This window comes from Streptomyces sp. NPDC054047 (assembly GCF_055585065.1).
Genome location: NZ_JBVJKV010000005.1, coordinates 506,294 through 520,535, shown reverse-complemented (window position 1 = coordinate 520,535; position 14,242 = coordinate 506,294). Strand labels below are relative to the sequence as shown.

The following is a 14,242-nucleotide window of genomic DNA, read 5'->3' as shown; positions in this document are numbered from 1 at the left end:
GGCGTTGACTTTTGGCACGCTGTTGAGTTCTCAAGGAACGGACGCTTCCTTTGTACTCACCCTCTCGGGCTTTCCTCCGGGCGCTTCCCTTCGGTGTTTCTTTGTTTCTGTTCTTGCGTTTCCGACTCTATCAGACTCTTTCGTGTCCGATTTTCCTCGGTGCCTTTCAGGTTTCCGCTCCGACCTTTCGGCTTTCGCGTTTCCCTTTCCGGCGGTTCCGACTCTACCAGATCCTTTCGGGCCTGATTCCCAGTCAGCGGGGTTTGCCTTCCCGGCTGTTGGGCCGTTCCGACGAGTGAGACTTTAGCGGAATCCTGGCTCCCGACCTAATCGGGGGCGCCCTTTCGAACGCGGATTCCTCATTTCGCAAAAGCGCATGAAAACGAGCAGACGACGGGGCATCGAAGATGACACGGCATCGATCGTTTGAATGGTTCTGTTCTTGCGGAATGGCTGCCCGGGGACCGACCAAGGGTCGACGCTCACGTCGGGCAACTCGGAGAACACTACGTACGCGGTCTTGGCGTGTCAACCCCGGTACACGGCGGCCCCCGAGGGCTACTGTTGGAGGCGTGACTACGCATGCGCACACCCAGCTGTGGTGGGCCGCCTGACGGCGGCCGTACATACGCATGTACTCAACGGCTGCCGACTCGGCGGCCGTTCTTGTTTCTCCCCCTGGAGGACCCGGAGCCCGGTCGTCGGGCCGGCGGTCCTGACCAGGAGGCGGAGAGATGACAAGGATCTTCAGCGGGATCAAGCCGACGGGGCATCTGACCCTGGGGAACTACCTGGGCGCCGTACGTCAGTGGGCAGAGGTTGATCAGCACCGCGCCGAGTCACTGTTCAGCATCGTCGATCTGCACGCCCTGACCGTGGACCACGATCCGGGCCGGTTGCTCAGGCTCAGTCGCCAGGCGGCGACGCTGTTGCTCGCGTCGGGGATCGATCCCGAGCGGGCCACCGTGTTCGTACAGAGTCATGTGGACGAGCACGCCCGGCTCTCGTATCTGCTCGAGTGCGTCGCGACGGACGGCGAGATGCGGCGGATGATCCAGTACAAGGAGAAATCCGCGCTGGAGCGGGCTCGCGGCGGGAGTGTGCGGCTTTCGCTGCTCACCTATCCCGTGCTGATGGCGGCGGACATTCTGGCGTACGGGGCGGACCAGGTGCCGGTCGGCGACGACCAGGTGCAGCACGTCGAGCTCACCCGGGATCTGGCGGTGCGCTTCAACCAGCGGTACGGACACACGTTCGTGGTGCCGCGGGCCACGCATCCCAAGGTGGCGGCCAGAGTCATGGATCTGCAGGACCCGACGTCGAAGATGGGGAAGTCCGGCGATGCCGGGGCCGGGATCGTCTATCTGCTGGACGAGCCGGACGTCGTGCGGAAGAAGATCATGCGCGCTGTCACGGACAGCGGGAGCGAGGTCGAGTACGACCGGGAGACCAAGCCGGGGATCTCGAATCTGCTGGAGATCCTGGCGTCCTGTGAGGGTGGGAACCCCGAGGGCTTGAGCGGTGTATATGAGTCGTACGGGGCTTTGAAGAAGGACACCGCCGACGCCGTGGTGGAGATGTTGAGGCCCCTGCAGGAGAAGCACAAGGAGCTGGTCGCTGATCCCGCGTATGTAGAGGAGGTGTTGCGGCGGGGGGCCGAGCGGGCCAGGGGGATGGCACGGCCGACGGTGGACACCGCCTATCGCGCGATCGGTCTGCTGCCGCCGGTGGAGGAGACGCGGTAGGCGCGGGGCTGCTGCGGTAGGTGCGGGGCTGACTGTTGGTGAGGCGCGATGCGAAGCGCTGCGCATCGCGTCCTCACGGCAGGGGCCCGCGGGGCGCGCCCGTGCGGGCCCCGGGCCTAGGGAATCAGCTGTTGTTGCCGGAGGCCAGTTCGCGGCTGCGGTCGCGGGCGGCTTCGAGGGCGGCGATGAGGGCTGCTCGTACGCCGTGGTTCTCGAGTTCGCGGATGGCGTTGATGGTGGTGCCGGCAGGGGAGGTGACGTTCTCGCGGAGCTTGACCGGGTGTTCGCCGCTGTCGCGGAGCATCACGGCGGCGCCGATCGCGGCCTGGACGATGAGGTCGTGGGCCTTGTCGCGGGGCAGGCCGAGGAGGATGCCCGCGTCGGTCATGGCCTCGACCAGGTAGTAGAAGTACGCCGGGCCGGAGCCGGAGAGGGCCGTGCAGGCGTCCTGCTGGGTCTCGGGGACGCGCAGGGTCTTGCCGACGGCGCCGAAGATCTCCTCGGTGTGGGCGAGGTGCGCGGCGGTGGCGTGGCTGCCGGCGGAGATGACGGACATGCCCTCGTCCACGAGGACCGGGGTGTTGGGCATGACACGGACGACGGGGGTGCTGCCGGCGAGGCGCTCCTCGATGAAGGAGGTGGTGATGCCGGCCGCGGCGCTGATGACCAGGCGGTCGGGGGCGACGTGCGGGGCGAGCTCGTCCAGGAGGCGGCCCATGTCCTGCGGCTTGACGGCGAGGATGAGGGTGTCGGCCTGCTTGGCGGCGTCGGCGTTGCTGACGGGGTCGACGCCGTAGCGGGTGCGGAGTTCCGCGGCGCGCTCGGAGCGGCGGGTGGTGACCAGGAGGTCGGCGGGGGCCCAGCCGGCCCGGATCATTCCGCTGAGGAGGGCTTCGCCGATCTTGCCGGTGCCGAGGACTGCGACGGGCTGGGGCATGTGTGGGTCACCCTCCAGGTGCGGTTCAGCGCTTCGGCTCGGAGCGGGTCGGCGCTTCAGCTTGGTGGGGTCATCCTCGCATTGCCGGGTCAGGCCGTGCGGCGGCGGAGTGTGGCGGCGCCCAGGGCGAGGACGAGCAGGGCGCAGCCCGCGACGACGACGGCGTCACGCACGAAGTCGCCGGTGACGGAGGGGTGGCGGAGGACTTCGTTCATGCCGTCCACGGCATACGACATGGGGAGGACGTTCGAGATCGCTTCCAGGGCCGGATGCATGTTGTCGCGCGGGGTGAACAGGCCGCAGAGGAGGAGCTGGGGGAAGATCACGGCCGGCATGAACTGGACGGCCTGGAACTCGGAGGCCGCGAAGGCGGAGACGAAGAGGCCCAGGGCCGTGCCGAGCAGGGCGTCGAGGAGTGCGACCAGGAGCAGCAGCCAGGCGGAGCCCGTGACGTCGAGGCCCAGGGACCACAGGGCGAGGCCGGTGGCGAGGAGGGACTGGATGACGGCGAGGAAGCCGAAGGCGAGGGCGTAGCCCGCGATGAGGTCGCCCTTGGCGAGGGGCATCGCGAGGAGGCGTTCGAGGGTGCCGGAGGTGCGTTCGCGGAGGGTGGCGATGGAGGTCACCAGGAACATCGTGATGAGGGGGAAGATGCCGAGGAGCGAGGCTCCGATGGAGTCGAAGGTGTTCGGGCTGCCGTCGAAGACGTAGCGCAGGAGCAGCAGCATCACGCTGGGGACGAACAGCATCAGCGCGATGGAGCGTGGATCGTGGCGGAGCTGGCGCAGGACGCGGGCCGCGGTGGCGAGGGTGCGGTGGGCGTTCATCGGGGGCTCCTGGTGGAGGCGCTGCCGCCGGTGGGGGTGGTGTCGTCGCGCTGGGCGGCGACGGCCTCGTCGACCAGGTGGAGGAAGGCGGCCTCGACGGTCTCGGAGGCTGTGCGGGTGCGGAGGGCTTCTGGGCTGTCGTCGGCGAGGAGTTCGCCTTCGCGCATGAGGAGGAGGCGGTGGCAGCGTTCGGCCTCGTCCATGACGTGCGAGGAGACGAGGATCGTGGTGCCTCGGTCGGCGGCGATGGAGTGGAAGAGGTTCCACAGGTCGCGGCGGAGTACGGGGTCGAGGCCGACGGTGGGTTCGTCGAGCACCAGGAGTTCGGGGGCGCCGATGAGGGCCACCGCCAGGGAGACGCGGCTGCGCTGGCCTCCGGAGAGGTTGCCCGCGAGGGAGTCGGCGTGGGTCGTCAGGTCGACGTCCTCGATGGCCCGGGTGACGTGGTCGTGGCGGCGGGCCGTCGCGGTGCCGCGGCCGGGGTCCAGGACGGCGGCGAAGTAGTCCAGGTTCTGGCGGACGGTGAGGTCGTCGTAGACGGAGGGGTCCTGGGTGACGTAGCCGATGCGGGAGCGGAGGGCGGGGGCGCCGGCCGGCTGGTCGAGGACCTTCAGGGTGCCGGTGACTTTGGCCTGGGTGCCTACCGCCGCGCGCATGAGCGTGGACTTTCCGCAGCCTGAGGGGCCGAGGAGGCCGGTGATCTGTCCCTTCGGGACGGTGAAGTTCAGGGCGCGGAGGACTGTGCGGGGGCCTCGGACGACGGTCAGGTCCCTCGCCTCGATGGCGGGCCGCTCCTTGGCGTAGGGCTCGGTTGCGTACGGCTCGGTGGCCGGCGGCTTCTTTATATTCATCATGTGATGATTATTGCGCCTCTGCCGCTGGGGGCGTCAAGGCCTTGGGGCGGGGCTCAAGCGGCGGGGCGGGTGGCCACCAGGAGGTCGACGACGTAGTTCTCCTCGATCACCCCGTCCGGGAAGACCTTCAGGAGCTCCGTGCGCTCGTCGGCCAGGAAGGCCGCCGTTCGCTCCTGGCCCAGGACCAGGAAGGCCGAGTGGCTGCCGACGTTGGCGAGGTGGGAGTCGAGGGGGATGCGGCGGCTCCAGCGGACCCGGCCCTTGCGGAAGTCCAGGGCCTTCGTCAGCTCGCTCGCCCGGTCCGCGGTGTGCCGGGCCTCGTCGTCGTGTCCCAGGCAGCGGGCGATCCGGGTGCCCTGCACGGCGAGCCAGGGAATCGTGAGGTCGGTGATGTTCCACCACAGGGCGAGCGCGCCGCCGGGGCGCAGTACGCGCAGGGCCTCCGGGGCGGAGCGTTCCTGGTCCGTCCAGTGCCAGGCCTGGGCGTACGTGATGAAGTCCGCCGAGCCGTCCGCGAACGGCAGGTGGTCGCCGTCGCCCCGTACGAGGGGAACGTCCGGCAGCGCGCGGCGGAACTCGCGCCCCATCCCGTCGCCCGGCTCCACCGCGACGACGTGGGCGCCGCGCTCGGTGAGGAGGGCGGTCGCGATGCCCGTGCCCGCGCCGACGTCGAGCACGCGGGCCCCGGCCAGGGGCCGGCCCGCCAGGTTCTCGACGGCGTCGAAGAGGGCGGGGGGATAGGAGGGGCGGTGGGCCGCGTACTGGGCGGCTGCCGCGTTGAAGGAGTGCGCGCGGCGCGAAGGGGCTGAAGTCATGCGGTTCATCCTCGCCCCGGGGTCCCGGGCTCCGTCAGCCCTTCACGCCCGCCTTCACTCCCACCTTCACGTCACTGTCTCGCTCGGGTCTCTCGCTCAGGCCTTGCGCTTCTTGCGGGACGGGTTGCCCGTGCGCCGTGACGTGCGCTTCGCGTACTGCTCGCGGGCCGCCTCGTACTCGTCGCGGTGCAGCTTCTCGCCGGGGGCCTCGGTGAGGCAGCGGAAGAAGTGGGCGAGGAGGACGCCGACGAAGCCGATCGTCAGGAGGCCGCGCATCGACGACTGGGACGCCGGGTCGTGGCGCCGCGTGAACCCCTCCCACGTACGGCGGAAGGCGATCGCACTACAGATGGAGAACATGATGAGGACCAGGAAGTTCACGAACGTCCCCACGTCCGCGACCGCCATGCCCTCGTACGCGAACCGCAGCACGAAGCAGCCCGCGGCGGCCGCCAGCAGCGAGCCTGCCGCGACGCCGACGCGGCGCGCGCCGTAGCCGTTGTCGTGGTCGACCCAGGTCGTGCCGAAGAAGCGGATGGGCTCGGGCTGCGGGCCGGGAGCCGTCACGCCTGCCGCGGCAGGCGTATCCGTGCGGTCGGGGGTGCTGGAATCTGCGCTCACCCGTCGAGTATCGCCCGCGGTGGACATGGGGCGGGCGCGGGCACGGGCAGGCGCGCCCTATTCGTCCCCCGCCTTGCCCTCCCCTACCACTCGGCGGCTAGTTTGTGAGGCAGGACAGGTAAATGGGCCCATGCGAAAACTGGTGCACGCGGGACGGGGAGGTCGGGGAGAGTGTCGCTCCGCGGAGGTGACCCAGCTGAGATCGGCGGCTATCCGCTGGAGGCGCGGCTCGGCTCCGGGGGCATGGGCACGGTCTTTCTGGCGCGTACGGCCTCGGGGCGCCCCGTGGCGATCAAGCTGATCCACCAGCAGTACGCGGGGGACGAGGAGTTCCGCATCCGCTTCCGGCAGGAGGTGGCGGCGGCGCGGCGGGTGAGCGGCGCGTTCACCGCCGCCGTGGTCGACGCCGACTCGGAGGCCGAGTACCCGTGGATGGCGACGGCCTATATAGAGGGGCACACGCTCGCCCAGCACATCGCCAAGATGGGCCCGCTGACCGGCGCGGATCTGCGCATGCTCGCCATCGGTCTGACGGAGGCGCTGCGTGACATCCACCGCGTGGGCGTCGTGCACCGCGACCTGAAGCCCTCGAACGTCGTGCTCTCGCCCGAAGGGCCGCGCGTCATCGACTTCGGCATCTCGCGCGCCGCGGACCAGCAGACGCTGACGATGACGGGACGCGTCATCGGTACGCCGCCGTTCATGTCGCCGGAGCAGTTGCAGGCGCCGCGTGGGGTCGGACCGCGGTCCGACGTCTTCTCGCTGGGTACGTTGCTGGTGTACGCGGCGACGGGGCAGGGGCCGTTCGACGCGGACAGCCCGTACATGACGGCGTATCAAGTAGTGCACGAGGCGCCGGAGTTGGCCGCGGTACCGGCCGCTCTGCGCGCGGTGGTCGAGCCGTGTCTGGCCAAGGAGCCGGACTCGCGGCCCTCTGCTGACGAGCTTCTCGAGCGGCTGCGGGATCTGCCGGTCGAGATGGGGGACGCTGCGGGGTCGCCGGGCAGTCGTACGCGGGACATCGACACGCAGCATCACCGGTCCGCGGCCTCGGGGGCGACATCGGCCACCGCCTTGGCCTCGGACGACGGGAGCGGTGACGGTGGTGACGGTGCCACCCAGGCCTCCGCCGCGCCCGAAGGCACCCTCATCGGCCGTCACCTGCGCCGCCGTTGGCGTCCCGTGCTCGCCGCTGCCGTCGCCGTCGCCGCGCTCGGTGGCGGCATCGCGGCGCTCCAGCTCGGCTCGTCCGACGCCTCTCCCGGCGACGGTGGTGGCGGCGACGGCAAGGACCGCACGGTCGCGGCGGCCGAGGCGCCCCTGCCCGCGGGCTTCCGGCCGTGGCGCACGACCGTGCCCAACGACAAGGGCATCCCGGACGAGGTGCGCTGCGTGCCGCGCGGGGACGCGTTGTTCTGCGGGGGCGGCGGAGTCGTCGCGACCAAGCTGCGGATCTCCGACGGCAAGGAGGTCTGGAAGGTGAAGAGCCCCGGCGTGCCCATGCAGGGCATGCACATCGTGGGCGCCACGAACGACACCGTCGTCGGCTACCGCCTCCCGGCCGAGTCCTCCGACGAGCCCATCAAACTGGTGGCCCTGGACGCCGGGACCAGCAAGGAGCTGTGGTCCCGGCCGATCAGCGGCCAGTCGACGGTCTTCACGGGGCGGGCGCAGGACGCGGTCCTGTCCGGCTCGTCGGTGCTTTCGGTCGACCCCGGCCGTACGCGGGTCGAGGCCAGGGACGTCCACAGCGGACGCACGCTGTGGTCGACGCCGTTCCCCGCGGGCTCGGAGTGCACGCCGGTCGCGGCGGGGCAGCGGATGTACGCGATGTGCGCGCCGGCCGCCGAAGTCGCGAACGTCGAGGTGCGCCACCCCGTCGTCCACACCCTCGACCTCAAGTCGGGGACGTTCGGCAAGGGCATCGCGGTGGCGGGGCCGGTGCACCCGGTGGGCGGCGACGAGGGCAGGCTCGTACTCCTTCACCAGCGGATGAACGGGGCCGAGTTCCTCGGGTACGACAAGGTGCTGCGGGTCGAGCCGAGCAGTGGCCGCGTCTCGGCCCGGCCGCTGAAGAAGACGTACGGCGCGACGCCCGGCGTCGCGAACGGCACCGTCTACTTCGCCGAGCCGACCGGGCGGATCAGTGCGGTGGACCCCGAGACGGGCCGGGAGAAGTGGTCCCGGCAGACAGGTGTGGAAGGGGCCTCCGGGCCCGCGGAGGGCGGCGGCACGCTGTACTTCAGCTCGCCCAGCGGGCGTGTGGTCGCTCTTTCGCCGCGGGGCAGGACCCTGTGGAGCACCGATCCGCGCGCGGAGGGGCTCGGCGGTGAGATGAACGCGAGTCCGCGGGTCACCGTTTCCGGGCGGGTGGTGGTCGTGGCCGCGTCCAAGAACACGGTCTTCTCGTTCGACGCGACGAAGCCGCCCAAGTCCCGGTGACCCTGGGCGGCTTCCCCTGACGCTCGCGTACGGATGACGCTCGTGTGCGGAACTCAGCAGCGGGGTGCCACGTAGCCGTCGCTGCCCGTGCGGACGTACGTGTCGGAGACATAGCGGCCGCTGCCGATGCGGTCCCAGAGCCTCGACGTGCCGGTCGGGCCCGTGACCTTCTCGCCCGGCTTCTGGCAGTGGATCGTCACTCGCGTTCCTGCCGAGAGGCGGCCCACCTTGTCGAACGACGTGCCCGGTCCCGAGCGGACGTTGACGTCCGCGGCCAGCACGTACGTCTTCGCCGCCGCGGCCGCGATGTCCTCCGCGGACTCTGGTGCCATGACGTTCTCGCTCATGCTTCTCTCCCCCGTGAAAGCGGCGGCTCCCGGCCTCGTGGACTCGTGGCCGCCCTTGGCATGTTCGTCACTGGGTGGACGCGCGAGGGGGGTGGGGTGGTTGCGGTGGCCGCCCCGAAAACGCGTCGGGCCCGGGCCGGAGAATCTCCGGCCCGGGCGCGACGGCACACCTCAGGCGGCTAGCCCAGCTTCGACACGTCGCGGACCGCGCCGCGGTCCGCGCTGGTGGCCATGGCCGCGTAGGCACGCAGCGCTGCCGAGACCTTGCGCTCCCTCGCCTTGGGGGCGTAGACGCCGCCCAGGGCCTCGCGGCGGGCGGTCAGCTCCGCTTCCGGGACCAGGAGTTCGATGCCTCGGTTCGGGATGTCGATGCGGATGCGGTCGCCGTCCTCGACCAGGGCGATCGTGCCGCCGGACGCCGCCTCGGGCGACGCGTGGCCGATCGACAGGCCCGACGTGCCGCCGGAGAAGCGGCCGTCCGTGACCAGGGCGCAGGCCTTGCCGAGGCCGCGGCCCTTCAGGAAGGACGTGGGGTAGAGCATCTCCTGCATGCCGGGGCCGCCCTTGGGGCCCTCGTAGCGGATGACGACCACGTCACCCGGCTTCACCTGCTTCTTGAGGATCTTGTCGACGGCCTCTTCCTGCGACTCGCAGACGACCGCGGGGCCCTCGAACGTCCAGATCGACTCGTCGACGCCCGCCGTCTTCACGACGCAGCCGTCCACCGCCAGGTTGCCCTTGAGGACCGCCAGGCCGCCGTCCTCGGAGTACGCGTGGGCCGCGTCGCGGATGCAGCCGCCCGCGGCGTCCGTGTCCAGGCTGTCCCAGCGCTTCGACTGGGAGAAGGCCGTCGCCGAGCGCTCGCAGCCGGGGGCCGCGTGCCACAGTTCGACCGCCTCCGCGGACGGCGAACCGCCGCGCACGTCCCACGTGTCCAGCCAGTCCTTGATGGACTGGGAGTGGACCGTGTGCACGTCCTCGTTCAGGAGGCCCGCGCGGTACAGCTCGCCGAGGATCGCGGGGATGCCGCCTGCGCGGTGCACGTCCTCCATGTAGTACGTGCCGCCGGGCGCCACGTTCGGGGCGACCTTCGCCAGGCAGGGCACGCGGCGCGAGACCGCGTCCATGTCGGCGAGGGTGTAGTCGAGCTCGGCCTCCTGCGCGGCGGCCAGCAGGTGCAGGATCGTGTTCGTGGAGCCGCCCATGGAGATGTCCAGGGCCATGGCGTTGTCGAAGGCGGCGCGCGTGGCGATGCTGCGCGGCAGGACCGACTCGTCGTCGCCGTCGTAGTACCGCTTGGCGATCTCGACGACCGTCTCACCCGCCCTCTCGTACAGCGCCTTGCGGGCGGTGTGCGTGGCGAGCACCGAGCCGTTGCCCGGCAGGGAGAGGCCGATGGCCTCGGTCAGGCAGTTCATGGAGTTGGCCGTGAACATGCCGGAACAGCTGCCACAGGTCGGGCAGGCGTTCTCCTCGATGCGCAGGATGTCCTCGTCCGAGACGCTCTCGTCGACCGCGTCGCTGATCGCGTTGACCAGGTCCAGTTTGCGGACCGTGCCGTCGACCAGCGTGGCCTTGCCGGCCTCCATCGGGCCGCCGGAGACGAAGACCGTCGGGATGTTGAGCCGCAGGGCCGCGTTCAGCATGCCGGGGGTGATCTTGTCGCAGTTGGAGATGCAGATCAGGGCGTCGGCGCAGTGCGCCTCCACCATGTACTCCACCGAGTCCGCGATCAGGTCGCGGGAGGGGAGGGAGTACAGCATGCCGCCGTGGCCCATCGCGATGCCGTCGTCCACGGCGATCGTGTTGAACTCGCGCGGGATGGCGCCCGCCGCGGTGATCGCCTCGGAGACGATCCGGCCGACCGGCTGGAGGTGGGTGTGGCCCGGGACGAACTCGGTGAAGGAGTTGGCGACGGCGATGATCGGCTTCCGCCCGATGTCCGCGCCGGGTACACCGGAGGCACGCATAAGGGCGCGTGCGCCCGCCATGTTGCGGCCGTGGGTGACTGTGCGGGACCTGAGCTCGGGCATCGTCGCTCGCTCCTTCAGGGACTCAGAGGCATAGGAATCGACTGTCATCGAGCGTACGCCGACGCTCCACGATCTGGACAGCCTGTCCGGATGGCGGGACGGCCGTCTCGGTGAGCGGAGCACGGGAGTCCGTACGCGGCCGGCTCACGGCCCGGTCAGATGCCCCTGCACCACCGGCGCGATCCGCGCGATGATCGCCTCCGGGTCCGCGGAGGCCAGCGGCTCCACCTGGATCACGTACCGCAGCATCGCCGTGCCCACCAGCTGCGCGGCCGCGAGTTCCGCCCGCAGCTCCGCGTCCGGCCGGTCGATGCGGCTCGCCATCCTGCCGAGCAGCTGCGCGGCGATGAGGCGGCGGAAGACGGCCGCGGCCGTGTCGTTGTTCACCGCCGAGCGCACGATCGCGAGCAGCGGTACGCGGGTCGCGGGGTTCTCCCAGACGCCGAAGACGAAGCGGGTCAGGCGCTCGCCGACGCCTTCGAGCGGGCCCTCCTCGATCGCCGCGGGCGCGTCGAGCGCGGGCGCGAAGGCCACTTCGATCGACGCCTCGAAGACCTGCTCCTTGGTGCCGAAGTAGTGGTGCACGAGCGCCGAGTCCACCCCGGCCGCCTTGGCGATCCCGCGCACGGACGTCTTCTCGTACCCACGGGCGGAGAACTCGGTGCGGGCCGCCTCCAGGATGCGGTCCCGCATCGCCGGGCCCTCGGCCGACTGCGTACGGGAAGGGCGTCCTCTGCGGCGCGGAGCCGCACCGCCCTTCGCCGCCGCCGTCACGACCGGGGCACCTTCACCGCGGACGCCAGGTGCAGCCGCGTGTAGGCGAGGGCCTCGGCGAGGTCGGCCTCGCGCTCGGCGCTGGACATCGCGCGGCGCGTATTGACCTCGATGACGACGTGCCCGTCGAAGCCGCTCGTCGCGAGGCGCTCCAGGAGCTCGGCGCACGGCTGTGTGCCGCGGCCGGGCACCAGGTGCTCGTCCTTGGCGGAGCCCTTGCCGTCGGCGAGGTGGACGTGGCCCAGGCGGTCGCCCATGCGGTCGATCATCTGCATCGCGTCCGTGCGGGCGGTCGCGGTGTGGCTGAGGTCGACCGTGAAGTGGCGGTAGTCGTCCTTGGTGACGTCCCAGTCGGGGGCGTAGGCGAGCATCTCGCGGTCGCGGTAGCGCCACGGGTACATGTTCTCGACGGCGAAGCGCACGTCCGTCTCGTCGGCCATGCGCCAGATGCCCTCGACGAAGGCGTTCGCGTACCCGCGCTGCCAGCGGAAGGGCGGGTGCACGACGACGGTCGACGCGCCCAGCTTCTCGGCGGCGGTCTGTGCGCGCTGGAGCTTCACCCAGGGGTCCGTGGACCACACGCGCTGCGTGATCAGGAGACACGGGGCGTGCACGGCGAGGATCGGGATCTGGTGGTAGTCGCTGAGTCTGCGCAGGGCCTCGATGTCCTGGCTGACGGGGTCGGTCCACACCATGACCTCGACTCCGTCGTAGCCCAGGCGTGCCGCGATCTCGAAGGCCGTCGCCGTCGACTCCGGATAGACCGAGGCCGTCGACAGGGCGACCTTCGCATCCGGGATGCGCACCACTGGTTCTGCCACGAGGGACAGCGTACGGGCCGCGCCTGGGCACCGGGGAGGTGGTCTCCCACACACCCGAGTCCTCTGTGACGTACGTCTACCGCCGCCGAGACGGCCGCCTACGCACCGTTGTCCGCGTCGGCGCCCTACGTGGTCGGAAGATGGTCGAGCCTGCGCAGGATCACGCCCTCGCGCAGCGCCCAAGGACAGATCTCCAGCGTCTCGACCCCGAAGAGATCCATCGCACCCTCGGCGACGAGCGCCCCCGCGAGCAGCTGTCCGGCCCGCCCCTCGGAGACCCCGGGCAGCTCGGCACGCTCCGCCGCGGTCATCGCGGCCAGCTGCGGAACCCAGTCCTCCAGGGACTTCCGCTTCAGCTCGCGCTGTACGTAGAGACCCTCGGCGGAGCGCGCGGCTCCCGCGAGCCTGGCGAGCTGCTTGAACGTCTTCGACGTCGCCACGACGTGGTCCGGCGCGCCGAAGCGGCTGAACTCGCCGACCGTGCGCGCGATCTGGGCGCGCGCGTGGCGCCGCAGCGCCTTCACGTCGGCGGGGTCCGGCGGGTCCTGGGCCAGCCAGGCCGAGGTGAGCCGGCCGGCGCCGAGCGGCAGGCTGACCGCGGCGTCCGGTTCCTCGTCGATGCCGTACGCGATTTCGAGCGAGCCGCCGCCGATGTCGATGACCAGGAGCTTTCCCGCCGACCAGCCGAACCAGCGGCGGGCCGCGAGGAAGGTGAGGCGGGCCTCCTCGGCGCCGGTGAGGACCTGGAGGTCGACGCCGGTCTCCTCCCTGACGCGCGCGAGGACCTGATCGGCGTTGCTGGCCTCGCGTACGGCGGAGGTCGCGAACGGCAGCAGGTCCTCCACGCCCTTGTCCTCGGCGGCCTCCATCGCGTCACGGACCGTGCCGACCAGACGTTCGACGCCTTCCGGGCCGATCGCCCCGGCATCGTCGAGGAGTTGGGCGAGGCGCAGGTCCGCCTTGTGCGAGTACGCGGGCAGGGGGCGCGCGCCGGGGTGTGCGTCCACCACCAGCAGATGCACCGTGTTCGAACCTACGTCGAGGACACCGAGTCTCATATACGGAACGCTACTGCGCGTACGACGCTCGCTGGTCCTCGGACCGGGCACCGCGCGCATACCCTGGAGACGTGCCAAAGACGAAAAAGGCGAAGACCGACAAAACGAAGTCACAGAAGAAGTCGGGGAAGCCGGAGAAGGTGCGCCCGGGGAAGGTGCAGCCGGACGAGAAGGGCCTCGACTTCGCCCGTGCCTGGGTGGAGTTCCCGGATCCCGCGGACGACGAGCAGGTCTTCCGCTGCGATCTGACATGGCTGACCTCTCGGTGGAGCTGCATCTTCGGCAGTGGCTGCCAGGGCATCGCGGCGGGCCGGGCGGACGACGGCTGCTGCACGCTGGGCGCGCACTTCTCGGACGAGGACGACGAGAAGCGGGTCGCCGAGTCCGTGGCGCGGCTCACGCCGGACATCTGGCAGCACCACGAGATCGGCACGGAGACCGGCTGGGTGTCGACGGACGACGACGGCGAGCGCCAGACCCGTCCGTACAACGGCTCCTGCATCTTCCAGAACCGCCCCGGTTTCGCCGGGGGCGCGGGGTGCTCGCTGCACATCCTGGCGCTGAAGGAGGGGCGTGAGCCGCTGGAGACGAAGCCGGACGTCTGCTGGCAGTTGCCGGTGCGGCGGACGTACGAGTGGATCGACAGGCCCGACGACACGCGCATCCTGCAGGTGTCCATCGGGGAGTACGACCGGCGGGGCTGGGGTCCCGGGGGCCACGATCTGCACTGGTGGTGCACTTCGGCGACGTCGGCGCACGGTGCGGGTGACCCCGTGTACGTCTCCTACCGCCCCGAGCTGACGGAGCTGATGGGCAAGGAGGGGTACGACCGGCTCGCGAAGCTGTGCGAGGAACGCCTCGCGTCTCAGCTGCCGCTGCTTGCGCCGCATCCGGCGGATCCCTCTCGGTAGAAACCGGCGGAGCCGTGGCCTTGGTTGCCGCAATCACCGGCTCCGCCGAGTTCGTCC

Annotated in this window: 13 protein-coding genes; 3 read left to right on the top strand and 10 right to left on the bottom strand. The window is 70.6% G+C overall.

Annotated elements, in window-relative coordinates:
* The first annotated feature begins 734 nt into the window (after positions 1-734).
* The gene (trpS, locus tag ACZ6ZP_RS22060) at positions 735-1,745 is read left to right on the top strand and encodes a tryptophan--tRNA ligase (RefSeq protein ID WP_469407947.1); all 1,011 of its coding nucleotides are present in this window, start codon (positions 735-737) and stop codon (positions 1,743-1,745) included.
* 124 nt (positions 1,746-1,869) lie between these two features.
* Here the strand turns inward: trpS and proC are convergent, their stop codons facing one another.
* The 5 genes from proC to ACZ6ZP_RS22035 all read right to left on the bottom strand — a co-directional run bounded on the left by proC (position 1,870) and on the right by ACZ6ZP_RS22035 (position 5,826).
* Positions 1,870-2,682: a pyrroline-5-carboxylate reductase gene (gene proC / locus ACZ6ZP_RS22055; protein WP_351171740.1), complete on the bottom strand. Its 813-nt coding sequence runs from the start codon at positions 2,680-2,682 to the stop codon at positions 1,870-1,872.
* Positions 2,683-2,771: 89 nt separating this feature from the next.
* Positions 2,772-3,509 carry an ABC transporter permease gene (locus ACZ6ZP_RS22050; RefSeq protein ID WP_366463689.1) on the bottom strand — a complete coding sequence of 246 codons (738 nt, stop codon included), beginning with the start codon at positions 3,507-3,509 and terminating at the stop codon, positions 2,772-2,774.
* Positions 3,506-4,363 carry an ABC transporter ATP-binding protein gene (locus tag ACZ6ZP_RS22045; protein WP_469407945.1) on the bottom strand — a complete coding sequence of 286 codons (858 nt, stop codon included), beginning with the start codon at positions 4,361-4,363 and terminating at the stop codon, positions 3,506-3,508. The genes ACZ6ZP_RS22050 and ACZ6ZP_RS22045 overlap by 4 nt, the downstream gene beginning before the upstream one ends.
* A gap of 53 nt (positions 4,364-4,416) precedes the next feature.
* Positions 4,417-5,178 (bottom strand): class I SAM-dependent methyltransferase, encoded by a 762-nt coding sequence (locus tag ACZ6ZP_RS22040; RefSeq protein WP_469407943.1) that lies wholly within the window; start codon positions 5,176-5,178, stop codon positions 4,417-4,419.
* A gap of 96 nt (positions 5,179-5,274) precedes the next feature.
* Entirely contained in the window at positions 5,275-5,826 is a 552-nt protein-coding gene (locus ACZ6ZP_RS22035) for an EamA/RhaT family transporter (RefSeq protein ID WP_468614271.1), read from the bottom strand.
* A gap of 144 nt (positions 5,827-5,970) precedes the next feature.
* Between ACZ6ZP_RS22035 and ACZ6ZP_RS22030 the strand changes: the two genes are divergently transcribed.
* Positions 5,971-8,241, top strand: a complete 2,271-nt coding sequence (locus ACZ6ZP_RS22030; RefSeq protein ID WP_469407941.1) for a protein kinase domain-containing protein — start codon at positions 5,971-5,973, stop codon at positions 8,239-8,241.
* Between the two features lie 53 nt (positions 8,242-8,294).
* Here the strand turns inward: ACZ6ZP_RS22030 and ACZ6ZP_RS22025 are convergent, their stop codons facing one another.
* The 5 genes from ACZ6ZP_RS22025 to ACZ6ZP_RS22005 all read right to left on the bottom strand — a co-directional run bounded on the left by ACZ6ZP_RS22025 (position 8,295) and on the right by ACZ6ZP_RS22005 (position 13,274).
* Positions 8,295-8,588, bottom strand: coding sequence for an SH3 domain-containing protein (locus tag ACZ6ZP_RS22025; protein ID WP_351171758.1), 294 nt, complete (start codon positions 8,586-8,588; stop codon positions 8,295-8,297).
* 179 nt (positions 8,589-8,767) lie between these two features.
* Complete coding sequence (ilvD, locus tag ACZ6ZP_RS22020) at positions 8,768-10,621, bottom strand: dihydroxy-acid dehydratase (protein WP_469407940.1); 1,854 nt, start codon at positions 10,619-10,621, stop codon at positions 8,768-8,770.
* Positions 10,622-10,765: 144 nt separating this feature from the next.
* Positions 10,766-11,395 (bottom strand): TetR/AcrR family transcriptional regulator, encoded by a 630-nt coding sequence (locus ACZ6ZP_RS22015; RefSeq protein WP_361471803.1) that lies wholly within the window; start codon positions 11,393-11,395, stop codon positions 10,766-10,768.
* Positions 11,392-12,216, bottom strand: a complete 825-nt coding sequence (locus ACZ6ZP_RS22010) for a sugar phosphate isomerase/epimerase family protein (protein ID WP_351171767.1) — start codon at positions 12,214-12,216, stop codon at positions 11,392-11,394. Before ACZ6ZP_RS22010 ends, ACZ6ZP_RS22015 begins: the two co-directional genes overlap by 4 nt.
* Positions 12,217-12,341: 125 nt before the next feature.
* Complete coding sequence (locus tag ACZ6ZP_RS22005; protein WP_351171770.1) at positions 12,342-13,274, bottom strand: Ppx/GppA family phosphatase; 933 nt, start codon at positions 13,272-13,274, stop codon at positions 12,342-12,344.
* Positions 13,275-13,345: 71 nt separating this feature from the next.
* On the opposite strand from ACZ6ZP_RS22005, the gene ACZ6ZP_RS22000 reads away from it, so the two are divergent.
* A complete protein-coding gene (locus ACZ6ZP_RS22000; RefSeq protein ID WP_469407938.1) occupies positions 13,346-14,185 on the top strand; it encodes a DUF3109 family protein in 840 nt (279 codons plus the stop codon).
* Positions 14,186-14,242 lie beyond the last annotated feature (57 nt).